We start from the raw sequence: 24,371 nt of genomic DNA on the forward strand, positions 1-24,371 counted from the left end.
CCTCCTCTTTTTTATTGGCTGATTCGACCAGAATTTACCCGGCTTTGTTTTCTAAGTCCGCATTCATTTTCAGCTGCTGTTCAGCAAAATCCCGATAAAGTCCATGGGAAGCCATTAACTCATGGTGTGTTCCACGGCCGGTAATTTCCCCTTTTTCAACAAACAAAAGCTGGTCCGCATCTACAACGGTAGATAATCGGTGAGCGATAACAATCGTTGTGCGGCCCTCCATCAGCACCTCCAGCGCCTGCTGAACTGATTTTTCAGATTGGCTGTCGAGACTTGAGGTAGCTTCATCGAGCATAAGAATGCTTGGGTTACGGAGAAGCGCTCTCGCAATCGCGATTCTTTGCCTTTGTCCGCCTGACAGCATAATGCCGCGTTCGCCCACTTCTGTATCAAACTGATTCGGCAGCTCCTTTATAAAATTGAGCGCATATGCCATCTCCGCGGCTTTTTCGATCTCAGCATCCGTCACATCTCGTTCTAACCCGTAGCAAATATTTTCTCTGATTGTCCCGGACATTAACGGGCTTTCCTGCGATACATACCCGATGTGCTCCCGCCACGATTCAAGCGAATAAGTATCAATCGGCTCGTCCCCCAGCCGAATGGACCCTGCAGTCGGAGAATAAAAACGTTCAAGCAGCTTAAACAGCGTCGTTTTCCCCCCGCCGCTCGGACCGACAATCGCTGTGACTTTACCTGCTTCAATGACAGCGCTGACCTCTTTTAAAATCAGCTGATCAGGCTTATATCCAAAAGACACGCGATCAAGCTGGATAGGCAAATGCGCATTTTCAATTTGTTTTCCTGTCACTGTATCTTCCTCTTCCTCTGCCAAAATCTCAATCATTCGTTCTGTTGCACCGATTGATTTTTGCAGCTGTGTGAAAAACGTTGTAATCTGGCCCATCGGCATAATAATTTGAAACAAATATAAAATAAAAGCCACGAGCGCTCCGGCTGTGAGCTCGCCTGATGAGACCTGCATGCCGCCATATCCGATCACTGCGACTAGCGCTGCCATTAACACGAGTGAAATAAGCGGGCCGACAAGCGATTGAACCTTGGCTTCACGAACTCCAAGCTTAAATAATGAGGAAATCCCCATCTTCCCGCGTCCATATTCGACATCCTCCGCATTTGAAGCCTTAACGAGTCTGATTTCCGGGAGAATTTGATTCAGCAGGCCTGTAAAACGAGCCGTTTCATCTTGTGTTTCCCGTGAGATAGAAAACATCTTCCGGCCAATCGGCATCAAGATGAGAGCGGCCAGCGGAACGACCACTAACACAAGCAGTGTCAGCTTCCAGTTCATAATAAACAAGATTGTCAATGATCCAATGACAGAAATGATGCCTGTAATAAACCCGCTGATATGGGTTGTAATCAGTTCTTTGACCACCATCGTATCATTCGTTACACGGCTGACTGTTTCCCCGGAAGCATTTGTGTCGAAATAAGAGACAGGAAGCTTAATTAATTTCTTCCATAATAAATCCCGCAGCCCGGAGATGATTTTTTGTCCATTATAGTTAAGCGCATAGGTGGCATAAGCGCTTAAACCGGCCTGAACGAAAAACACAAGCGCGATCAAACCGATTTGCGTGCCTGACAGATTTGACATAGAAAAGCCATCGACAAGCTGCTTTGTTAATAATGGTATGAGCAGGCTGACCAGTGTGGTCACAATACTGAGGACCAGCGCAAAGGCAAGCTTTCCATAAGAAGGATTGGTCCGTCTTACTAATGCAAAAAAGGGTTTCAATTTACTTTTAGATTTTTGTTTCTTGGTTGGCATATATTTTTCCTCCTGTTTCAGCGTTCAGAAAGGTGAAATGTATAGCAAAAGGATGATTTTTACTCTTTCTCAATCATATCAATGGAGAAAGACTTTTTCAGTATATTTTTGCGGTGATCAAAATAAAAATCTCCCACTCATTGTTTGAATAGGAGATTTTTATGTTAGACATCTTTCACAGGCTTCTTTTTTCTATAAGTCAATGTTACCTCCTGCTGTCGCAGGTCTTCTATTATCATTTTGTATCGATCAACTTTTGCAGTATGTTCTTCTTTTATCATCTCAAGGGCGGCTTTTCGTTTTTCGCTTTTAGACTCAAGCTCTTTTTTTATTTTTTTTACAATCAACCCTTTTTGCCCTTTGATTTCCTCTTTTAATGAAGACTCAAATTTTTTTGTCAGGCTGAGAAAGTCGTTGATCGGTTGATTGAGGGTGCCCGCTTTCCCCTTCATTTCATCTTGGGTAAGAAACATATAGGTCGTTGATACAATTTCTGTTTCACTTTCTGAAAATAAGGAAGTCACTCTTCATATTCCTCCTAAGGCTGAAAATCAAATAACTGAGAAATCATTTCTTCTTTTTCAAACAGCTTTTCAAAACTCTCGCGGATATTTTTGATAAAATCTCTTTTTTCTGTTGTCTGTTTTTTTAATTCAGCAACAATTCCATCATTAGCAGGAAGCGCACCTGTGTGGAATGATTCATGAACTGAGATTTTCTCCAATTTATCGAATGTGTGGCTGAAACCAGCTGCAAGCCGGAATTGAAGATCGAAGGCATAATGCGAAGGGTTTTCTTCCATATGATGAATAGCCGTGATGATCGCCTGCTTTTTGTCTATGAAGTCTTCATCGATTTCCTGGCTGTAAACCTTCTGGTACTTAGAAATCGCATCTTCCATATCTTCAACGATTTTCATACCGTTTTGATAGATTCTGACAGCGGATGAGAGATTGACTTGAATCGTTTCTCCCGAGCCGCTCTTCCCTGTAAAATAAATATCGGAGCCTTTATAGCTGAAGCCTTTTTCCTTTGACAAGGCGTTGAGCATTTGAACGATACTGTGGCCGTCGACGATAAGTTTTAGTGCGTCTTTTGTTTCTGTGTCGAGTGTTTCAAATGCATCTTTTAATTCATTAACACTGCCTATTAACTCACAGACATAATAAACAATTGCAACTACATTATTAGTAGAAAGTGCGTATTTTAACTGTTGATATTGAATTTCTATATCGCCTATCTTACTATTAACAATTTTTAACTGTTTTTCGATACTCTTCCTTTGCGCCTCATCAATATACCCATTCTCTTCAAGCTGATCCACAACTGTTCCGCTATTATTCAAGATTGTATGAAAGAATTTGATAAAGGCCGGCATTTTTTCCCCGATATTTTTAACCATTACCTGTATATCACCAAACCGGTCTTTCACTATTTTCCCTTTCGCCACATTTCCATCAGCACTAAATATACTGCCGACAAGCTCTGCATCTATCCCGGTCGAAGCCATGATAAATCCGTTTAGCCCGCCTTTTTTATATTCATCCGAATACTTTCGTAAAAAAGTTTGGATAGAACGGACTTCCTCATCAGGAATCTTATCTATAATACTTCTGATTCCTTTGACATCTGTATTTGTATCTTTCATCTTTACATTGCCAAATGTAATAAAATCGGCCTTTCCGCTGACGCCATAAAGCGGGTCATCTTTAGAAATACGCTGGGTGATGTTTGCTGTGACGCCTTTGTCATTGTAGTATTGGGTGATTGCTTTTTTTAGCTGTTCTCGTGGAAGCTCTTTAAGCTCTTGACGACTAAGATCATATTTATTTAATAAAAAATCTACCAAATTTCTATCAGCTAATAAAAGTTGGTCGATACTTATTTGTGCCCCATTCACTCCATATACTTCATCAAATTCTCCATCAATTAATTGAGCTAATACTTGGTTATTATTAGCAAGAGAATGTCCTAGCGCAAATGTTCTTAATTCCTCGGAATTACCTGCTTTTTTCTTTGAATTCTTTACAAATTCTCTCGTAGCTCTGTATTGGTTATCATCAATACCTAAAAACAAACCAAAGAAATTATAAGACCAATCTGCGTTATCAGCACTCCCCTCAGAAATAATATGAAGCTGCTCTATATCATTTTTCTTTTCCTTTATATAAATCGCTGTACCATCATAACCAGAATCTCTAATCCGTTTATCTATGTTCTTATTTTCTTGAATAAGTTCGTGTGAAGTATATATCTCTATTTCTTTAGGAAGCTCCGAGTTAGTTTCTTCTTTATAGATCCTCCGTATTTCAGTTTCAAACTCTTCCTTGGCTTTTTTTACTTTTTCCGGATTGTTCGATGCAAACTTTTCTTTATAGGCATACTCTAAGTTAATTAAACGGAGCTTTACATTTTCATTTCCGAAAACATTATTATTTTCCATCTCTAACCTCCTTGTTATTTCTTAAAAAGGTTATAGAATTAATTAGTTTATCAGTTTTTTCTTTTGCTCGAGCTTCATCCAAAGTACAAGGTTTATCATCTTTTTTACAGCGGACTATAAAAGAATATACTATCCCTAGATACTCTTCTTCATTGGATTTTATATATCCAAAATAACGATAGGAAAAATTGTATTTACGATCACTGTTTTTAAAATTGCTTTTTTTTGTTGCTGCGTAAACTACTTTTCCGTCAGTTTGTTGCTTCTTAAAATTTCCTTTGTAACCATTCTCATTACTAATTTGGTCCAGCATTGTCTCTGGATCATTAATAAATGAAGATTTGTTATAGTAGCTTATTTGCGCATCTAAGAGAATATTTGATTTTTCATTATAGCTTTGAAACCCAATTGATTCACTATTTTCTCCATTTGACGCAGAATAATCAGGGAGATACTCCCCATCCTCCGGAAACAGCATCCTAAACCCTTTCAGCTTAGATTCCAGCAAATAATACCCCGGTTCCTCTTCTTTTGTTGACACCATGTACTCTCTCGTTTTCTCGTCCTGAAACGCAGGTACTTGAGGCAGATCCTTGGGATCCATGTCTTTTGGTTTTACCGCTTCTGTTTTATTGTCATTTGTGGTGTTTTTATCATTGTCATTCATACTGCATCCTCCTGTCAGGGCAAGTAATAAGCTGAAGCAAATAAAGATGATCTTTTTCATTACGAACCTCCACGGGTTTTGTGAGAATAGTATTCTATTTTTATACCAAAAATAATTCTATTGACCTGGTTAAGGGATGATTATTTCATCCTTTTTCATGTTACATCATGGCGGAATTTGGATAAATAGGAAATGAGACTCGGTTTTGATCTCCTTTTATTAACTAATCATGTATAACACCTCATATACCTCTAAATACCTATTACTTTTTTCACAAAACAAAAAGAGCCGTATCATACGGCTCTTTACTCTTCTTTCCCAGAATGGCGTTTTTTCAATACGTCAAGCACATCATCCAGCGGCAGGGCTTGTTCTCTGAGCAGGACAAGCAGGTGATACAGCAGGTCTGCCGCTTCCCATTTGAGTTCCTCGCGGTCCCGATTTTTCGCGGCGATGATGACTTCGGATGCTTCTTCTCCGACTTTTTTCAAAATCTTATCGACGCCTTCACGGAAAAGGTAAGTGGTGTAAGCTCCTTCAGGCATCTCCGCTTGGCGTTCCGCGATCACGCGCTCCAGTTCGTTCATGATGTCGAATCGGCTTGCGGCCTGTTCTTCTGTTTGTTCCTTCGTAAAACAGCTGTAGCTGCCAGTGTGGCATGCCGGGCCGGACGGCTCTACAAGTACGATCAATGCGTCCTGGTCGCAGTCATACCGGATACCTTTGACGGCTTGCGTGTTCCCTGAGGTTTCTCCTTTATGCCATAACGCTTGGCGTGAGCGGCTGTAAAACCATGTTTCCTTCGTTTCCAGCGTTTTTTCGTACGATTCCTTGTTCATATACGCAAGTGTCAGCACTTCTTTGCTTGCCGCATCCTGCACGATGGCAGGAATTAATCCCTCCTCGTTAAAACGCAGTTCATCTGCCTGTTTCATCTCACATTCACCCCGTACTCTTTCAAGTATGATTTCACTTCTTTAATCGATGTTTCTTTATAATGAAAAATTGAGGCGGCCAGCGCGGCATCGGCTTCTCCTTTTGTAAAAGCCTCAAGCATATGCTGTGCGTTTCCCGCGCCTCCCGAAGCGATAACAGGGACGGGGACAGCTTCGGAAACAAGCTTTGTCAGCGTGTGGTCGAAGCCTTTTTTCTCACCATCAGAGTCCATGCTTGTCAGCAATATTTCTCCTGCACCGCGTTTGACGCCTTCTTTTGCCCACGCGGTGACTTCCCAATCTGTTTTCTTTCTGCCGCCGTGCGTATAGACCTTATATGTGTCAGATTCTTTATCATACTTGGCATCAATGGCAAGAACGATGCATTGAGAACCGAAAAACTCGGCTCCTTCTGCAATCAGCTCAGGGCGGAGAACAGCTGCCGTGTTCACCGACACTTTGTCCGCTCCGGCACGCAGTATCGTTTTCATATCGCTGAGCTGATTGATGCCGCCGCCGACTGTAAACGGAATGGCAAGCTTCGCGGCAACCTGCTCCACAACGTCAACCATCGTCTTTCGTCCTTCATGCGAGGCGGAGATATCAAGAAAAACAAGTTCATCCGCACCTTCCCGGTCGTACACTTCGGCGAGTTCAACTGGGTCACCGGCATCCTTCAATTCGAGAAATTGAATTCCTTTGACAACGCGTCCTTCTTTGACATCAAGGCATGGAATAATCCGTTTTGTGATCATTTGCGCTTCACCCTTTCAAGCGCCTCACAAAGCGTAAACTGATTGGTATACAGCGCTTTTCCGATGATCGCTCCAGAGACGCCGTCCGCCTCATAGCGGGCGAGGGCTTCGAGATCCGTGACGGAGCTGACTCCGCCTGAAGCGATCACCGATTTCCCCGTTTCCTTCGCAAGCTCGACCGTGCTTTTAACATTAGGGCCTGACAGCATTCCGTCTGTCGCGATGTCAGTAAAAATAAAGACTTCCGCTCCTTCATTGGCTAGCTCTTTGCCCAGTTCAGTTGCCTTAAGGGTTGATGTTTCCAGCCATCCCTCTGTTGAAACAAAGCCGTTTCTCGCATCCAGTCCGATTGCAATTTTCTCGCCATATTGTTTCAGCATTTTTTTGACAAACGGAGGGTTAGAAACTGCTGAGCTTCCCAGGATCACCCGATCGACTCCTGCTGATAAATATTCATAGACGTCTTTTTCGGAACGGATCCCGCCGCCGATTTCGACTTTCAGGTTCAGCTTTTGCGCAATCTCAATCACATGGCGGTCATTCACTCTTTTCCCTTCTTTGGCTCCGTCGAGATCAACGAGATGGATCCATTCGGCACCCTCTTTCGCAAATAACTCAGCCATGTCGTACGGTGAATCGCCATATATCGTTTCCTTATTATAATCCCCTTGAACAAGGCGGACACATTTGCCGTTTCTCATATCAATTGCCGGATATAATGTAAAAGCACTCATTTTTTCACCTTCTGTTCTGCTGCCATTTTCGTAAATTGGGTTAAAATAGACATGCCGACCGTGCTGCTTTTTTCCGGGTGAAATTGGGCGCCGAAGACGTTCCCTTTTCCGACTACTGCTGGCACTCGCACACCATAATCGGCGCTTGCCAGAAGCGCATCCCCTTCCATCCCGTCAATGTAATAAGAATGAACAAAGTAAGCGTAGCCTTGTTCTGTTTCAGACAGCAGCGGAGATTCGTTATGAAAGGAAAGACGATTCCAGCCCATATGCGGAACCTTCAGCTTGTTTCCTTTTTCATCTTCTGCTTTTAGCCTGACTGCTTTACCTTTTAGCAGCCCGAGCCCTGAAGCGGTGCCGTTTTCTTCGCTTTCTTCAAATAAAAGCTGCATGCCAAGGCAGATCCCGAGAAGCAGCCTTCCCTCTGAGACCATATCGTGAATCAATTGATCAAGCTTCGTGTGGCGCAAATTGTCCATCGCGTCTCCAAATGAACCGACTCCCGGCAAAATGAAGGCATCAGCTTCTTTCAGCTCCTCCGGCTTTTCAGAAACAAAATACGGTACGCCGACACGCTCAAGCGCCTTTGAGACACTGTATAAATTGCCCATTCCGTAATCTATTACGCCGATCATTTACAGCATCCCTTTCGTTGACGGTATTCCTTTAACACGCGGATCGATCGTTGCCGCTTCATCAAGCGCGCGTCCCAGCGCTTTAAAAACGGCTTCAATCATGTGGTGGGTATTTGTGCCATAATGAACGATGACGTGCAGGTTCATTCGAGCTTCTAGCGCCAGCTTCCACAAAAATTCATGTACAAGCTCCGTATCAAAAGTTCCGACTTTAGCAGCCGGGAAATCAGCGCGCATTTCTAAGTGCGGCCGGTTGCTTAAATCAATCACAACTTGAGCAAGTGCCTCATCCATCGGTACAAACGCCGATCCGTAGCGTTTGATTCCCTTTTTATCACCCAAGGCTTCGAGCAGCGCCTGCCCTAAGCAGATGCCGATGTCTTCGGTCGTGTGGTGATCATCTATATCAACATCGCCCTTTGCGTTAATCGAAAGATCGAATTGCCCGTGTTTCGTGAATAAATCCAACATATGTGTCATAAACGGCACATCTGTTTTGATATCCGCTTGTCCCCCGCCGTCTATTGTAAATGCCAGCTCAATATCTGTTTCGTTTGTTTTCCTGACGCGTTCCGCTTTTCTCATTTAGAAATCCTCCGTTCTCTCGCTTCAATTGATCTGGCATGGGCTTCTAACCCTTCCAGTCTGGCAAAAGCCGCGATGCTTTCGGCATGTTCTTCAAAGGCTGATTGACTGTAAGAAATAATGCTCGATTTCTTTTGAAAATCTGTTACGTTTAATGGACTTGAAAATCTGGCTGTTCCGTTTGTCGGAAGCACATGGTTCGGTCCGGCAAAATAATCACCGACAGGCTCGGGACTGTATCTGCCTAAGAAAATGGCACCCGCATGTTTGATACTCCCAAGCAAAGCTTCCGGAGACTGTGTGATGATTTCTAAATGCTCTGGCGCGAGTGTATTGACAGTATTAATCGCTTCCACCATTGTTTCCGCCACATATATACAACCGTAATCTCTCACTGAAGCTTCCGCTATTTCTCTACGCGGCAAGGTTTTCAGCTGCTTACTTACCTCGGCTGAAACCGCCTCGGCCAGCGCCATGGAATCTGTGACAAACACACATGAGCTGAGCTTATCGTGTTCCGCCTGTGACAGCAGATCGGCTGCAATTTCGCTCGGAATCGCTGTTTCATCAGCCAGCACGACGATTTCACTAGGTCCGGCAATCATATCGATATCGACATCGCCGAACACTTCTCGTTTGGCAAGCGCGACATAAATGTTGCCCGGACCCGTGATTTTATCCACCGGCTCAATGGTTTCTGTTCCGTATGCTAACGCTGCAATCGCCTGAGCGCCGCCCATTTTGTAAATGTCTTTTATGCCCAGCTCGGCTGCAGCAACCAAAACTCCAGGAGACAGCAGACCGTCTTTTCCCGGAGGCGTGACGAGAACGATTCTTTCAACGCCCGCTACAAGCGCCGGAATGACATTCATCAAAACAGATGAAGGATATGCAGCCGTTCCCCCCGGCACATATACACCGGCGGAATCCAGCGCCGTCACTTTCTGCCCCAGCATTGTGCCGTCCTTTCTGTGATAAAACCAGGAGGATTGCAGCTGTCTTTCGTGATATTCCCTAATATTTTCGATTGCCTGCCTAATCACCTGAAGAAGACGTGAATCCAGTGAGGTGTATGCCTCCTCAAATTCTTCTTTTGTGACCAGCGGGCTGTCTATTTCGATGCCGTCAAATTTCGCCGTGTAGCTGCGAACCGCCTGATCACCGTTTGCTTTAACATCTTCAATAATGGACCGGACCGTCTTTCTTTGCTCTTCCGTTCCGGCATCGATGGAACGCTTGAGAGAAAGCCGTTCCGTTCCGCTGATGGTTTTGATCTTCATTTTGCCGTCTCTCCTTCCACAACGAGAGATAGGCGGGATGCCATTTCGTCAATCACATCGTCTTTCATGCGATAGCTAACCGGATTGACAATAAAGCGAGAGGTAATGTCACAAATGTGCTCCGTTTCAACAAGCCCATTTTCTTTCAGCGTCTGTCCTGTGGAAACAATGTCCACTATCCGATCTGCAAGCCCAATGAGCGGAGCCAGTTCAATTGAACCGTTGAGCTTAATGATCTCGACTTGTTCTCCCTGCTCTCTGAAATAACTGGAAGCCACATTTGGATACTTTGTCGCGATTCTTGGCGCTACGCCGCTCCAGTCTGTATTCGGAAGTCCGGCGACAGCTAAGTGGCATTTGCTGATTTTTAAATCCAGTACCTCATACACATCGCGTTCCTCCTCCAGCATGACATCCTTGCCCGCAATTCCGACGTCTGCCACGCCATGCTCCACATACGTGGTTACGTCCATCGGCTTCGCTAATATGAAACGGAGATTTTCCTCCGGCACATCGATGATCAGTTTTCTCGAATCTTCAAACTCCTCAGGCAGCCTGTATCCTGCCTGCCTCAGCAGCCCTGCCGCTTCTTCAAATATCCGGCCCTTTGGCATCGCCATTGTGAGTAACTTACCCATTTTGCTCTTCCTTTCTGGCACCGATAAAATAAGTGACGTTTGCAAAAGATTTTGTCATCTGGTCGATATTTTCTATTCCCGATAAATCTTGAAGAACCACTTTGTTCCCTTTCATGCGTTCTTCATTCGCATAAGCGATGGCTTGCGCCCGCTGCTCTTTGCTGAAAATAACAGCGTCTATATCACAAGGTTCGTCTTTCATATGAAGGGCTTCAATCAGCCGGTCGATCCGAAGCCCGAAGCCTGTTGCCGGTGCAGGTGAATCAAAATGGCCCAGCAGCTTGTTGTAACGGCCGCCGCTTCCAATGACAAAACCGACATTCTCGGCGTACACTTCAAATAAAATTCCTGTGTAATAGCTCATGTGGCTGACCATATTCAGATCTAGGCGGACATTTTCCGTACATCCGTAATCCTCAAGAATGTCCCACAGCGCCTTCAGCTCATCAACCACGCTTTTTCCTTGCGCAGAATCGACGATTTCCTCTGCACGTCCGCATACTTCTATACCGCCCCGCAGTTCAAGGAGCTCAAGCAGCCTGCTTTTATCAATGGAGGAAAGCGGGAGAGACTTGACATGCTCTCTGTAGCCGACGTAGTTCTTTTCATATAAGAACCTCCGCAGCACATCAGCTCGTTCAACGTTCCCGAGCACCTCAACAAACAAAGCATCCGCAATGCCGGCATGGCCAATGGCAATTTTAAAGGATGCCAGCCCAGCGTTTTTCAATGCCCCGACGACTAAAGCAATGACCTCCGCATCCGCGCTCGTCGTGCCGTCACCGATTAACTCCACTCCGACCTGCTCAAACTCAGCCGGACGTCCGCCTTCACGCTCCTGAGCCCTGAATACATTTGCCGAATAGCCGACTCTTAGCGGATGACCGTGTTTCAGAAGCTTCGATGCCGCCACCCTTGCAATCGGCCCCGTCATATCCGGGCGAAGCACCAATGTCTTGCCGTCCTGATCAAGTAGCTTAAACAGCTGCTGCTCTTCAATTGCTGACTGGACGCCAACCGTATCGTAAAACTCCAGTGTCGGCGTTTCCATAAATTGATATCCCCATTTATTGATCAAATCGGTTAACGATCGTCTCACCTTTTTTTTCGTTTCGTATAAACCGGGCAGTGTATCTCTCATGCCGTGCGGTTTTTCAAACATAAACATCAACCCGAGCACCTCCGCTGTTATCTTATGAAGGAAAATTCCGAATCCTTTAGTTCGCTAATATGATAATATGTTAGCAGATGAAAGAGTGAAAATCAACGCTTAACTTCAGTAAGGATTTTTTTAGTTCAAATATCCTTCTCCTCATTATGAAAAAATCATGAACAATGTATTAAAGGTACGTAATATCTCAAATTCTTTATGTTTGGCATGCTATAATACAAATCAAATAGAGAACAAGGAGATAAAGATGAAAACACTGCGAACTCTATGTGTCCTGATGATTCTTTCAGGCGTTATTTTTTTCGGACTTAAAATAGATGCAAAAGATATAGATATTCCTTTTTTGAACAGCCTTAAAAAAGTGGTTTCTGATAGCGATACAGATACAGGTGCGAATAGCAAAAAGGAGCTGAAGGGAAGCGCAAAACCGCTGGATGTCATCCTTTACAATCAAATGGACGCACCCCGGCTCTATAACGGCTGTGAAGTAACAAGCCTTGCGATGGTGCTGAATTACGCAGGATACGACGTGACAAAAAACACCCTGGCAAATCAGGTTGCCACAGTGCCTTTGACATACAGCAGCGGATTAAAGGGTGATCCGAATGACGGATTTGTCGGGGATATGGCGAATGGCCCTGGTCTCGGTGTCTACCATCGACCGATCTATCAGCTGGCGAAAACCTATGCGGGAGACAAAGTGTCTGATCTGACTGGAAAAAGCATTTCTGCTGTTTATGAACAGCTTGAAAAAGGCAATCCAGTTTGGGTTATTACGACAGCCAACTTTACGCCAGTTGACAACATGCAGACATGGAAAACGCCAAACGGAACGATAGAGATTACGTACAGCGAACACAGCGTCGCCGTTACGGGATATGATGATAAATATGTGTATCTCAATGATCCGTATGGCTATAAAAACAGAAAAACCGATAGAACAAGCTTTGAAAAAGCGTGGAAACAAATGGGCAGCCAGGCCGTAGTTATTCAAAAGTAAACACCTGAAGCCTCACTATGCTCTATCCTGAGCAAATACGACAATATTCATGCTTTTTGTTTCAATCGGTAAGATCGATTCATTTTCCATTTATCATCCAGAATTGTCTTTACTTTCAGGCTATCTGTTTTTATGATTAAAGCAGATTCAGCCTTGCCCCGATCTATGTGAGAGAAGCCGGTGCAAGTCGCTGACGCTTCTCTTGCAAAAAATGAAAGATATCCGGGGAGGATTTATCATTGAAAAAATTCGTGTCTATCCTATTTATGTTCGGTTTGGTTATGGTGTTCAGCCAGTTTCAGTCATCAACCGCTTTTGCAGCAGACAAAGTGGTGCACGAAACAATTATCGTACCAAAAAATACAACATATGACGGGAAAGGACAGCGGCTTGTGGCAGGGAAAGAATTAGGCGACGGAAGCCAGTCAGAAAACCAAGACCCTGTTTTTCGTGTGGAGGATGGTGCAACCCTGAAAAATGTGGTGCTTGGCGCCCCTGCTGCTGATGGCGTACACACTTATGGAAACGTTAACATTCAGAATGTGAAATGGGAAGATGTTGGTGAGGATGCGTTAACGGTGAAGAAGGAAGGAAAAGTGACGATCGACGGCGGTTCTGCTCAAAAAGCGTCAGATAAGATATTCCAAATCAATAAAGCCAGTACATTCACAGTGAAAAACTTCACGGCGGACAATGGCGGGAAGTTCATTAGACAGCTTGGCGGTTCAACCTTCCACGTTGATGTGATCATCGACAAGTGCACCATCACAAACATGAAGGAAGCGATATTCCGGACGGACAGCAAAACAAGCACGGTCAGAATGACAAATACACGCTACTCTAATGTCGGTCAAAAATGGATTGGTGTTCAGCATATTTACGAAAACAACAACACTCAATTTTAACCAAAAAAGTCCGTTGATTTTATTCAGCGGACTTTTTCAATCTTTCTTGCATTTCTTCCTTCGTATAGATGATCCTCATCGGATTTCCGCCGACAAATGCCCCGTCAGGCACATCCTTATGGACAAGCGTTCCGGCGGACACAACTGCGCCATCTCCTATTTTCACCCCGGGCAGAATGGTCGTGTTGGCACCAATCATCACTTCGTCTCCGATCAGAACTTTGCCGATCCGGTATTCGTGAATCAAATACTCATGGGCCAGAATGGTCGTATTGTACCCGATGATTGTATTTGTTCCGACTGAGATCTTTTCCGGAAACATGATATCTGGCATCACCATGAGGGCAAAGGATGTATGTTTTCCAACCTTCATCCGCAGAAATGTACGGTACAGCCAGTTTTTCATCCCTATAAACGGCGTATATCTCGCAATTTGAATGACAATGAAATTTTTGACGACCTTTAAAAAAGGTACCGTTTGATAGACATGCCACAGTGAGTTGGCCCCCGAGACCGGATGACGATCTGTTTTTCTCACAGATTACTTCACTCCAACGATTTGTAATAGATCACTCATTTTCTCAAGCATAAAATCCGGCTCATGCTTCGCCAGCATTTCCGGCCCTTTAATCGTCCATGCGACTCCTGCCGTTTTTGTACCGGCGTTTTTGCCTGCCAGCACATCGTGGTAATTATCTCCGACCATAATGGCTTCCTCGGGCTTGCTTCCTAACTGTTTCAGCGCTAACAGCACAGGCTCGGGATCAGGCTTTGCATTCGTCACATCATCAAGGGTGACAACTGTTTCAAAGAATTCGCCGATTCCCGTGAGCTTGAGGCCCATATTGACAGTATCTCTTAATTTTGTTGTCACAATTCCTAATGTAAAGCCGGCTTTTTTTAATGCATCCAGGGTCTCATATACCGTTTCATATTCAGTCACGAGTGAATCATGCATGTCATGATTGTACGCTCTGTACATGGCGATCATATCATCGCATTTTTCAGGATCCATCGAGGAGAAAGTTTCAAAAAGAGACGGCCCGATAAATGCAAGGACATCTTCTCGTTTATACTTGCTCGGATAATAATGCTCCAGTGTATGCAAAAAGGACGCGATAATTAATTCATTCGTATTAATAAGCGTTCCGTCTAAATCAAACAGAATCGTCGTTACTTGTTTATCACTCATATTGCTTCCTTTCCAACCGCTGAGGGTTTCCATTTTTTCCACGTGTGCGCAATAGCCATTGTCAGCAGAACTGCTGTGGTGACACGAATCAAAAGAAGCGGCCAGACCGGTATGCCGAGCGGAATAAAGACAAGTGTATCTTCTACGACCGCGTGGCAGGCAACGAGAAATATAAATGCCAATGTCATATCCCGCCTGCTCACGCCGTCATCCTCAACAGCTTTGATCATAACACCCGCTCCGTAGGCCAGACCAATCGTCAGTCCCGCCACCATCGTCATAGACGTATTTTTATTCATGCCAAGCAGCTGCGTAAACGGAGACAGCCACCTGGAGAACCGAAGCAGCCAGCCTAAATCTCTTAAAAACTGGATGATGATCATCAGCGGTATGACAATTGCCGCCAGCTGCAAAACACCAAGTCCGGCTTTCGTTAAGGCTTCTGCCAGCATTGCCAGCCAGCTGTCTGGCGCCGCGCTCTTCGCAGCGATAAAACCGTACTGCGCCGTTTCCTGTCCGCCATGCCAAATGAGGTTGATAACGATGGCTGCCACAGCGGCCAAACCGATGCGCACCGCCAATATAACGCCAATTCTGATACCAACCTTTGCGGCAACTGTCGATTCGATAATCAAGTTATGACAGAATGAAAGCATAACAGCTAAAATAAAGACTTCTTTTACAGACAAATCCAATGTCAAAATCGCGGCAATTCCCGCATACAGATTCAGCATATTTCCCAGTACAAGCGGAATGGCCGCTTCACCAGAAAGCCCGAAGAGACCCATTACCGGTGTGATCAGCCGTACAAGCCAATCCATGACAGGGGTATGCTGAAGCAAAGTGACCAATAGCGTTACCGGGAAAATCACTTTACCGAGCGTCCATGTTGTTTGAAGACCTGCTGCAAGACCGGCCAGAAAGATCTTCTTCATCCCTCATCCCCCTTTGTTGACGTCTACTCCGCGTACCGCTCCTTCGAGTATCCCTTGACGCGTCTGAAGATGATGGCTGCCACAGCCAAAACAATCAATACGATTGAAATCACCTGAGCGATGCGAAGTGAATCAGTCAGCATTAAGCTGTCAGTCCGCATTCCTTCAATAAAGTATCTTCCGATTGAATACCAAATGATATAGATCAAGAACATCTCGCCTCTACGCAAATTCGCTCTGCGCAGCAGCAGTAAAACAATGACGCCGACAAAACTCCATAGTGATTCATATAAAAAAGTAGGATGATAATATTGCCCATTGATGTACATTTGATTGATGATAAATTCAGGCAGGTGCAGGTTTTCTAAAAAGGCTCTGCTGACAGCCTCGCCGTGCGCTTCCTGATTCATGAAGTTCCCCCAGCGGCCGATCGCCTGGCCGAGCAAAATGCTTGGCGCGGCAATATCCGCAAGCTTCCAGAACGAAAGGTTTTTCACTCTCGAAAACACATAACCCGTTAAAATGGCGCCGATTAATCCGCCATGAATGGCAATGCCGCCCTTCCAAATCTTAATGATTTCTCCCGGATGTGCCGCATAATAATCCCATTCAAAGGCAACGTAATAAATTCGTGCGCAAATAATCGCAATTGGAATGGCAAACAGGACAAGATCAATAAACGTATCTTTCTGCAGCCCCCGCTTTTCACTTTCCCTCATCGCAATCCACAGCCCGAGCAAAGCGCCGAGACCGATAATGATTCCGTACCAATGGACGGCTAACGGCCCCAACTGAAAAGCTATCGGATTGAGTGGTTCTATCGCTTCATTCATTTAACGCCAACTCCTATTCTCCTTGTTCACCGTCTTCAATGACATCCGCCAGCTTGTTGGTAAATTGTTCAGCGGCATTCAGCCCCATCCGCTTCAATCTGAAGTTCATTGCTGCCACTTCGATGATGACTGCAAGATTTCGGCCTGGACGGACGGGAATCGTCAGTTTTGTAATTTCTGTATCAATGATTTTCATGGTCTCTTCCTCAAGTCCGAGCCGGTCGTATTGCTTGCCCTGCTCCCAGAGTTCAAGATTCATGACAATCGTGATTCGTTTATTGCTTCTGACCGCGCCAGCGCCAAATAGCGTCATCACATTGATAATGCCAAGGCCCCTGATCTCAAGAAGGTGCTCAATTAATTCCGGAGCGTTTCCCACAAGAGTATCCTGATCCTCCTGCCGTATTTCAACGCAATCATCGGCAACAAGGCGATGCCCTCTTTTCACAAGCTCCAGCGCTGTTTCGCTTTTTCCGACGCCGCTTTTTCCTGTGATCAGCACGCCGACACCATATATATCGACAAGAACGCCATGAATTGCTGTGGTAGGCGCCAGCCTGCTCTCAAGGAAGTTGGTTAAACGGCTTGACAGTCTTGTCGTTTTTAGCGGCGATCTGAGGACAGGCACCCCATTTTTCTCGGAGGCGTCAATCAGCTCCTGCGGGATGGGCATATCTCTAGAAAGAATAATAGCTGGTGTTACATCAGTGCACAGAGAATCCATTCGCTGTTTTTTCTCCTCTTCAGGAAGCTGTTCAAAGAAAGAAAGCTCTGTTTTTCCGAGAAGCTGCACGCGCTCTCTCGGGTAATATGTAAAATATCCGGCAATTTCAATGCCTGGTCTTGATAGGTCACTCATTGTAATCGGGCGGTTAATTCCTTCTTCTCCGCTGATTAATTCCAAATTGAACTGTTCCATTACGTCTTTAGTGCGAACCTTTGCCACGATATGTTCCTCCTGTTCCGGGCTGCCCCGAGCTTGCTCACAATACTTTCATTTTATCACTTTCGGGCTTGAACCTAAAACAGATTTTATAAAAGGGGGGAAAACACCTCAGCTGGTCTAGATCACTAGTCTGAAAAAGAGTAAAATAAAGGTATTCAAATTCCAGAAAGGCGGATCATCTATGGCAGAGAGTCTTCTTATCAAAGACATTGCGATCGTGACAGAAAATGAAGTAATTAAAAACGGCTATGTCGGAATCAATGACGGAAAAATCAGCACAGTTTCAGCAGAACGGCCCAAGGAGCCATATTCAAAAGAAATTCAAGCACCTGCGGATTCCGTTTTGCTTCCCGGCATGATTGACATTCATATCCACGGCGGCTATGGCGCAGATACGATGGATGCAAGCTTTTCCACGCTCGACATCATGTCGTCAAGACTTCCCGAAGAAGGCACGACGAGCTTTTTAGCCACAACGATTACCCAGGAACATGGGAACATTTCTCAAGCTTTGGTGAACGCAAGAGAGTGGAAAGCGGCTGAAGAGTCCTCTTTATTAGGTGCAGAACTGCTCGGCATTCATTTAGAGGGCCCCTTTGTTTCGCCTAAAAGAGCCGGAGCGCAGCCAAAGGAGTGGATTAGGCCTTCGGATGTTGCGCTTTTCAAAAAGTGGCAGCAGGAGGCGGGCGGACTGATCAAAATTGTTACACTTGCGCCGGAGGAGGATCAGCATTTTGAACTGATCCGCCATTTGAAAGACGAATCGATTATCGCGTCCATGGGGCACACGGATGCCGATTCCGCATTGCTGTCGGATGCCGCAAAAGCAGGGGCGAGCCATATGACTCATCTGTACAACGCGATGAGCCCGTTTCATCACCGAGAGCCCGGAGTGATCGGAACGGCGCTGGCCCATGATGGGTTTGTGACAGAGCTTATCGCCGATGGCATTCACTCCCATCCTTTAGCTGCAAAGCTTGCTTTTTTGGCGAAAGGCAGCAGCAAGCTCATTTTAATTACCGATTCCATGAGGGCAAAAGGCCTGAAAGACGGCGTATATGAGTTCGGCGGCCAAAGTGTGACGGTAAGAGGACGAACAGCTCTTCTTTCAGACGGAACCCTTGCCGGTTCGATCCTCAAAATGAACGAAGGCGCACGGCATATGCGTGAGTTTACAAATTGCTCTTGGACGGATATAGCTAATATAACTTCTGCAAACGCGGCCAAACAGCTGGGCATCTTTGACCGAAAAGGCAGTGTGACTGTGGGAAAAGATGCAGATTTGGTGATTGTCAGCAGTGATTGCGAGGTGATTCTCACCATTTGCCGCGGAAACATTGCATTTATATCCAAGGAGGCTGACCAGATATGAAAGTAATGGAATGTCAAACATATGAAGAGCTAAGCCAAAAAGCAGCCAGAATAACGGCAGATACAATCAAAGAAAAACCTGATGCCGTTCTCGGGTTAGCGACGGGCGGCACACCGGAAGGCACGTATCGCGAGCTGATCCGCCTGCACCAAACTGAGAATCTCTCATTTCAAAACGTCACTACAGTTAATTTGGATGAGTACGCCGGACTTTCAAGCGATGACCCGAACAGCTATCACTTCTATATGAATGACCGTTTATTTCAGCATATCGATAGCAAGCCTAGCCGGCATTTTATTCCGAATGGAAATGCAGACGATTTGGAAGCCGAATGCAGACGGTATGAACAGCTAGTCGAGTCCCTCGGCGGCACTGACATTCAGGTTCTCGGCATCGGCCGAAACGGACACATCGGCTTTAACGAACCGGGAACGTCTTTCAAGTCGCGAACTCATGTTGTGACATTAAATGAGCAAACCCGCCAAGCGAATGCCAGATATTTTCCTTCTATAGACAGCGTGCCGAAAAAAGCGCTCACAATGGGAATTCAAACGATACTCTCAAGCAAGCGCATTCTGCTGCTTATTTCTGGAAAAAGCAAAGCGGAAGCTGTTCGTAAGCTGTTAGAAGGAAACATAAGCGAAGATTTTCCCGCATCTGCTTTGCACCTGCATTCCGATGTTACGGTTTTGATTGATCGTGAAGCCGCGTCATTAAGACCTTGAAAGGAACATGCTGACTTATGAATATCAATAAACAATCGCCTATTCCAATTTATTATCAGATTATGGAGCAATTAAAAAAACAAATTAAGAGCGGAGAGCTGCAGCCGGATATGCCTCTTCCTTCGGAGCGCGAATATGCCGAACAATTCGGGATCAGCCGGATGACAGTTCGCCAGGCGCTTTCTAATTTAGTTAATGAAGGCTTGCTCTATCGCCTGAAAGGGCGGGGCACCTTTGTCAGCAAGCCAAAAATGGAACAAGCACTTCAAGGGCTGACAAGCTTTACCGAGGATATGAAAAGCCGCGGGATGACACCGGGCAGCAGGCTCATTGATTATCAGCTTATTGATTCAACTGAGGAGCTCGCGGCTATATTAGGCTGCGGGCACCCCTCCTCTATCCATAAAATCACTCGGGTGCGGCTGGCAAATGATATTCCAATGGCGATTGAGTCCTCACATATTCCGCTTGAGCTTGCGGGTGAATTGAACGAATCGCATTTTCAGTCGTCGATCTATGATCATATTGAAAGGTACAACAGCATACCGATTTCCCGTGCAAAACAGGAGCTTGAGCCAAGCGCTGCCACCACGGAAGAAGCGAACATTCTTGGTATTCAAAAGGGAGCGCCGGTCCTATTAATCAAACGAACAACATATCTGCAGAACGGAACTGCTTTTGAGCATGCAAAATCCGTATACAGAGGCGACCGTTATACATTTGTCCACTATATGGATCGTCTTTCATAAAAAAAGCCTCCAACCCTTTTTAAGGATTGGAGACATGGCGAAAATCAAACTGGTCTGGTGCCGGACGATATGTTTCTTTTTTCGTCTTGAACTTCCAGATCGGTGATTTCGTTTTGCCGTTAAAACTGTCTTCCACTATAATGTACCAATAATAAACAGACTGCGGTTCAAGATGATCCCAGCGGAATTCAGCTGTATCCCCGCTCTTCACTTGCTCCCGTTTTCCGAGCTCTTCATTGGTATATACGTTACATTCAAAATAATCCGTTTCCACCTTTTTGATTCTTGGCTTCAAATCAAGCGAAAGGGAAAATTCATCCTTGTTGCCATAGATATCCGTATCATAGTAATTCTTATCCTTTACATACGGAGAATACGTCGATACGTGCACCATGTCATTGGTCTGGTCAAATTGAAGCAAACGCAAATACCCTTGACCGCCTTCTGGCCCGCCCTGATAATCGGCCAGCATTTGATGCACAAGACGATCCGGTTTCCCATCACCATCATCATCCAGCTCATCTGTTTTTCTCATCGCACTATGATAATGCCCGCTCAACACCATCACGACATTCGGGTTCGGCTTTACGATTTCTTTGAATATTTTCTCTCCGATTGGGCTTCTGTTTCCGCTGACCAGCAAATACTCATGAAAAGCTAAAATTGCCATCCGGTCAGGGTGTTTCTTCAACACCTGATTCATCCACGCGATGTCTTCATCCGTAATGCCCCATCCCATGTACAGCATGATATAATCATTGCCGTTGCTAGAAATCAGGTCATAATGTCCGCGGTTGTTTTTATAGGAACCGCCATAATGCAATTTTTTATCAAAACGATCGCTGCCAAAATATTTGCCAAACGCCCTGTAGGAGCCGTCCTTATGCCCGACATCGTGGTTGCCGGCCAGCACGCCGTAAGGAATTCCGCTCTTATCCAGAACGGACATTGACCGATCAGCGTTTTTCCACTGTCTGATATCAGCGGAATCATCTACAATATCACCCGTGTGGAACACATATTTGATATTGAGCTGCTTTTGATTATCTTTTATCCATTCGGTCTGTTTATCAAAAATATGCGGATAGCTTTCGGCGTAATACTGTGTATCAGACATCCAGACAAATGTGTACATATCCTTCGCAGGGGGAATTTCATCCTGTACAATCACATTCATTTTCGACTCCCGTACAAAATCGGCGGCAATCACAGACGCTTTCAGCGTAAACGGTTTGTCATCCTTCGCGACGAAGCTGTCAACTGGCTGCCATTCGTTTGTCCGATAATTCCAAGCATACATCGTCACCTTTCTCCCCGGCAAAGAACTGCCCTTCCAGACTGCTTCAGCCAGATCATTCTCATCAATTGATGGATCAACCGTCACTTCAAAGCGATGATAAGGGAAAAGCTCTTTGTTTTCTGTCGATACTGTTTTTCCATCAACAGCTGATACCCGCTCCAATTCTTTATTCGTAAATGGGGTCTCCCTTTCCGGCACAAAGCTTTTCGGCGGTTCAGTCAGTGACGCGTGCTTAAATATTTTCACATGATTGCGCGCTGTATATTGAAATCCCCTATAAAAACCAACATCCATGGCATCATTCGTCGGATCTTTCACCCGTACAGAAAGCTTGGCCTTATGCGTGTCGGCTTCGCTGTCTATAACCTCCGGCTGGTCCGGATGCTCTCGTTCGGTTTTAAATATCCTCTCAATCACTGTTTTATTGCCCGCGAGATCCGTTGCTGTCACTTTTAGAGAATGTTTTCCCGGCAAAAGGTCAGAAGATGACGTATGATATGGGAGTGTAACGCTTTCTCCATCTAAAGACGCTTCCGCTTCCTCAATTTTGCTCCATTTATCATACATATCCGCCTGCAGAATAAGGTTTCCTTTATACGTTTGCCCCTCGGTGATATTCGGCTCAATGTGAGGTCCTGAATTATCTACCCGTACAACCAGGCTGACATTTTCCTTGCCGTCGCTTGCTTGAATATGGTGAGCGCCTTCAGAAAGCTTTGATGTATCCCACTCCAGCAGCTGTGATGTAAACAGTCCGTCAGGCAGATTGAACTGGAATTGCCAGCTTTTATTCGAGCGCTGATTATCGCCAATAAAAAGTTCCTTCTCAGGGGACACCCTCTGATCCCTGATCACCGTTCCATCCGATAACACCAATCGGGCGTTTTTGACTAAGAAGTCATCACGGTTTTCAGCCGTATCAAACGGAGACACCTTCGAACCCGATCGTATTGTAATACGCTGCAGCTGCTTCCCTTTCCGAAGCAGTGTCTCTGGCAATGGAACAGAATAGGTGCGGTATTTATTTGTTGTATCATCGAACACCTTCAGCACTTTGCCTTCCATCGTTACCGCGTTTTTAAAATAAAGGTTCGTTTTCCTCGTATCGAATGCAAAATATACTTCTTTTTCCATCGCGGGCTCTGTCACTTGTTTTTTCCCGTCAACCCATAGCTTAATGCGGTCAGCTCGCCCTTCTGTCGTGGCTTTGAGAAACTGAGTTCCCGACAGCGTGTCTCTGTTTTCAATATTCATCCGCAGGCCGTGCGACTTGCTTGTTTGTTTAATATCAATCATTTTGACCGGCGTTCTCGCTTCATTGATCCCGTCCCCGGCCGCCACATAATACTCTAGCTGATCCTTCCCGATCAATTCAGGCGAATACACAATATAATGGTAGAGATTATCGTTGCGGTCTTTTTCAGCAAGAATTCGCTTAAACGGTTTGTTCTCATCCGTCCGGTAGTAAAAGGCCGCTGTTTTCACTAGACTTCGGTCCCGTATGTCAGCCCGCAGCTCAATGCTTTCAGCAGGGCGGACAGGCTTGCGGTCAGTCAAATCCTCAATGACCGGCTTTTCTTTATCGAGCTTGATTTTCCGTTTCTGCTCGGGCACCTGTGCCTGTAATACGGTTCCAGGAGACGGATTCTTTTCCCCGATTGAAATGTTCAGAAGTTCTGCGGTTCCGTTCAGCGGATACTTATAAAGCACTGATGACAGCCGGCGCAGCGCATGTTTCCGATAATGCGCAACCGAAATGTCCTTTCCTGTATTCGTTGATATCACAACGGCCCGCGGCCTCGTATTGGCCATACCCTCTGTCTCGTCTATCACCGCGAGATTTTTTCCTTCTTTTAGTTGTGTCTGATAATAACGATTGAAATCCTCTGACGTCAATTCTGGATGCCCGGCAGGCTTCAGCCAGACGACAAACGTTTCGCCGGATGGTATCAAGATCCTTTCATCAGGCCTCCAAATCAGATCGGAGTCAGGCCCTTCTTTTGGGTAGCGGTAACGGATATGGTAGTCTTTAAAATCAATCGTTCTGTCAGTCGTATTAAAAATCTCAATAAATTCATAACCGTCTGCGCGTCCTATGTTCTTCGTATCAACCGCCAGCTCTGTGATCAGAAGCTCCGGAATATGGGCAAGGTCAGCCTGGTATCCTTCAAGCTTCAGTTTCTTCGTCTCCGACTTCACCCGCTGCTTCCCATTCGACATCACAATGTAATACTCAAGCTCGCTGTTCCAAATCAAACGTTTCGGAATTTGTGCCAAAAACTTGCGGACCGCTCCGGGGGTTGGGTCCATCGGCACCATTTTGTAGCCCAGCTCATTACTTTGTTTATAAAAAAGAAAGGCGGAAAATGCTTGATACGAATTATCGCGAACTTGAGCCTCAATCATTAGATTGTTTCTCATTTCAGCTTTCACATCAATTTGAGGAGGATTTTCAAGCAAGGGTATGTAATGAGGCGTTTGAAATAGTTCCTGCTGTACAACAGGAAAAGCTTTCGATTCATGATGGCCGCCAGACAAAACGGAAAGAAAAGACAGTAATATAGAAGCAATAACCGTGTATTTCCTCATCAAAGCACCTCCCTTTTCATGTATTTTGCGTCTGAACAGGGAAGCTTATGAGTTCATTTTTAAACAATATCCAATCTGACAAAGCAGATGGTATACGACATATACGCGGGACTGCTGACAAAAAGCGAACACTTCACTTCACAATTTTTTAAGGAGGCTGCAGAACATGTAAAAAAGC

23 protein-coding genes are annotated in these 24,371 nt (G+C 45.2%); 5 read left to right on the top strand and 18 right to left on the bottom strand.

The window, feature by feature from the left end:
• Positions 1-34: 34 nt before the first annotated feature.
• The 12 genes from bmrA to AC0OMU_RS18645 form a co-directional block, all read right to left on the bottom strand.
• Positions 35-1,804: a multidrug resistance ABC transporter ATP-binding protein/permease BmrA gene (gene bmrA, locus AC0OMU_RS18590; RefSeq protein WP_474241412.1), complete on the bottom strand. Its 1,770-nt coding sequence runs from the start codon at positions 1,802-1,804 to the stop codon at positions 35-37.
• A 164-nt stretch (positions 1,805-1,968) separates the two neighbouring features.
• Positions 1,969-2,328, bottom strand: coding sequence for a hypothetical protein (locus tag AC0OMU_RS18595; protein ID WP_015384745.1), 360 nt, complete (start codon positions 2,326-2,328; stop codon positions 1,969-1,971).
• A gap of 14 nt (positions 2,329-2,342) precedes the next feature.
• Positions 2,343-4,247 carry a DUF6792 domain-containing protein gene (locus AC0OMU_RS18600; RefSeq protein ID WP_474241413.1) on the bottom strand — a complete coding sequence of 635 codons (1,905 nt, stop codon included), beginning with the start codon at positions 4,245-4,247 and terminating at the stop codon, positions 2,343-2,345.
• A complete protein-coding gene (locus AC0OMU_RS18605; RefSeq protein ID WP_015384747.1) occupies positions 4,237-4,974 on the bottom strand; it encodes a hypothetical protein in 738 nt (245 codons plus the stop codon). Before AC0OMU_RS18605 ends, AC0OMU_RS18600 begins: the two co-directional genes overlap by 11 nt.
• A 245-nt stretch (positions 4,975-5,219) precedes the next feature.
• Positions 5,220-5,849 carry a bifunctional phosphoribosyl-AMP cyclohydrolase/phosphoribosyl-ATP diphosphatase HisIE gene (hisIE, locus tag AC0OMU_RS18610; RefSeq protein ID WP_015483748.1) on the bottom strand — a complete coding sequence of 210 codons (630 nt, stop codon included), beginning with the start codon at positions 5,847-5,849 and terminating at the stop codon, positions 5,220-5,222.
• Positions 5,846-6,604, bottom strand: coding sequence for an imidazole glycerol phosphate synthase subunit HisF (gene hisF, locus AC0OMU_RS18615; RefSeq protein ID WP_015384749.1), 759 nt, complete (start codon positions 6,602-6,604; stop codon positions 5,846-5,848). Before hisF ends, hisIE begins: the two co-directional genes overlap by 4 nt.
• Positions 6,601-7,338, bottom strand: a complete 738-nt coding sequence (gene hisA, locus AC0OMU_RS18620) for a 1-(5-phosphoribosyl)-5-[(5-phosphoribosylamino)methylideneamino]imidazole-4-carboxamide isomerase (RefSeq protein ID WP_015384750.1) — start codon at positions 7,336-7,338, stop codon at positions 6,601-6,603. The genes hisF and hisA overlap by 4 nt, the downstream gene beginning before the upstream one ends.
• Positions 7,335-7,973, bottom strand: a complete 639-nt coding sequence (hisH, locus tag AC0OMU_RS18625; protein WP_015384751.1) for an imidazole glycerol phosphate synthase subunit HisH — start codon at positions 7,971-7,973, stop codon at positions 7,335-7,337. The genes hisA and hisH overlap by 4 nt, the downstream gene beginning before the upstream one ends.
• Entirely contained in the window at positions 7,974-8,558 is a 585-nt protein-coding gene (hisB, locus tag AC0OMU_RS18630; protein WP_015483749.1) for an imidazoleglycerol-phosphate dehydratase HisB, read from the bottom strand.
• Positions 8,555-9,838: a histidinol dehydrogenase gene (gene hisD / locus AC0OMU_RS18635; RefSeq protein ID WP_047183260.1), complete on the bottom strand. Its 1,284-nt coding sequence runs from the start codon at positions 9,836-9,838 to the stop codon at positions 8,555-8,557. Before hisD ends, hisB begins: the two co-directional genes overlap by 4 nt.
• Positions 9,835-10,476: an ATP phosphoribosyltransferase gene (gene hisG, locus AC0OMU_RS18640; protein WP_015251138.1), complete on the bottom strand. Its 642-nt coding sequence runs from the start codon at positions 10,474-10,476 to the stop codon at positions 9,835-9,837. Before hisG ends, hisD begins: the two co-directional genes overlap by 4 nt.
• Positions 10,469-11,644 (bottom strand): ATP phosphoribosyltransferase regulatory subunit, encoded by a 1,176-nt coding sequence (locus AC0OMU_RS18645; protein ID WP_181220185.1) that lies wholly within the window; start codon positions 11,642-11,644, stop codon positions 10,469-10,471. The genes hisG and AC0OMU_RS18645 overlap by 8 nt, the downstream gene beginning before the upstream one ends.
• 250 nt (positions 11,645-11,894) lie before the next feature.
• Between AC0OMU_RS18645 and AC0OMU_RS18650 the strand changes: the two genes are divergently transcribed.
• The gene (locus AC0OMU_RS18650; protein WP_144482859.1) at positions 11,895-12,647 is read left to right on the top strand and encodes a C39 family peptidase; all 753 of its coding nucleotides are present in this window, start codon (positions 11,895-11,897) and stop codon (positions 12,645-12,647) included.
• Positions 12,648-12,886: 239 nt separating this feature from the next.
• Positions 12,887-13,552, top strand: coding sequence for a pectate/pectin lyase PelC (gene pelC, locus AC0OMU_RS18655; RefSeq protein ID WP_181220186.1), 666 nt, complete (start codon positions 12,887-12,889; stop codon positions 13,550-13,552).
• A 19-nt stretch (positions 13,553-13,571) separates the two neighbouring features.
• Here pelC and hprF read toward each other — a convergent pair whose 3' ends face one another.
• The 5 genes from hprF to hprK are packed head-to-tail and all read right to left on the bottom strand — an operon-like array spanning position 13,572 to position 17,458.
• Positions 13,572-14,090 carry a heptaprenylglyceryl phosphate O-acetyltransferase gene (hprF, locus tag AC0OMU_RS18660; RefSeq protein WP_015384756.1) on the bottom strand — a complete coding sequence of 173 codons (519 nt, stop codon included), beginning with the start codon at positions 14,088-14,090 and terminating at the stop codon, positions 13,572-13,574.
• Positions 14,091-14,093: 3 nt separating this feature from the next.
• Complete coding sequence (ppaX, locus tag AC0OMU_RS18665; RefSeq protein WP_015483752.1) at positions 14,094-14,744, bottom strand: pyrophosphatase PpaX; 651 nt, start codon at positions 14,742-14,744, stop codon at positions 14,094-14,096.
• On the bottom strand, positions 14,741-15,679 hold the full coding sequence (locus AC0OMU_RS18670; protein ID WP_181220187.1) for a nucleoside recognition domain-containing protein: 939 nt from the start codon (positions 15,677-15,679) through the stop codon (positions 14,741-14,743). Before AC0OMU_RS18670 ends, ppaX begins: the two co-directional genes overlap by 4 nt.
• 23 nt (positions 15,680-15,702) lie before the next feature.
• A complete protein-coding gene (lgt, locus tag AC0OMU_RS18675) occupies positions 15,703-16,512 on the bottom strand; it encodes a prolipoprotein diacylglyceryl transferase (RefSeq protein ID WP_003242661.1) in 810 nt (269 codons plus the stop codon).
• 13 nt (positions 16,513-16,525) lie between these two features.
• The gene (hprK, locus tag AC0OMU_RS18680; RefSeq protein ID WP_122894771.1) at positions 16,526-17,458 is read right to left on the bottom strand and encodes an HPr(Ser) kinase/phosphatase; all 933 of its coding nucleotides are present in this window, start codon (positions 17,456-17,458) and stop codon (positions 16,526-16,528) included.
• A 181-nt stretch (positions 17,459-17,639) separates the two neighbouring features.
• On the opposite strand from hprK, the gene nagA reads away from it, so the two are divergent.
• Genes nagA through nagR form a run of 3 tightly spaced genes read left to right on the top strand, consistent with a single transcriptional unit; the run spans position 17,640 to position 20,304 of the window.
• Positions 17,640-18,830 (top strand): N-acetylglucosamine-6-phosphate deacetylase, encoded by a 1,191-nt coding sequence (gene nagA / locus AC0OMU_RS18685; RefSeq protein WP_047183263.1) that lies wholly within the window; start codon positions 17,640-17,642, stop codon positions 18,828-18,830.
• Entirely contained in the window at positions 18,827-19,555 is a 729-nt protein-coding gene (gene nagB, locus AC0OMU_RS18690; RefSeq protein ID WP_015483755.1) for a glucosamine-6-phosphate deaminase, read from the top strand. The genes nagA and nagB overlap by 4 nt, the downstream gene beginning before the upstream one ends.
• Positions 19,556-19,572: 17 nt before the next feature.
• Positions 19,573-20,304 (top strand): N-acetylglucosamine utilization transcriptional regulator NagR, encoded by a 732-nt coding sequence (gene nagR / locus AC0OMU_RS18695; protein ID WP_322839818.1) that lies wholly within the window; start codon positions 19,573-19,575, stop codon positions 20,302-20,304.
• A 19-nt stretch (positions 20,305-20,323) separates the two neighbouring features.
• Here nagR and AC0OMU_RS18700 read toward each other — a convergent pair whose 3' ends face one another.
• Positions 20,324-24,193 (bottom strand): lamin tail domain-containing metallophosphoesterase family protein, encoded by a 3,870-nt coding sequence (locus tag AC0OMU_RS18700; RefSeq protein ID WP_046340270.1) that lies wholly within the window; start codon positions 24,191-24,193, stop codon positions 20,324-20,326.
• Positions 24,194-24,371: the final 178 nt, after the last annotated feature.

The sequence above is a fragment of the Bacillus sp. FAU18 genome (assembly GCF_056033885.1).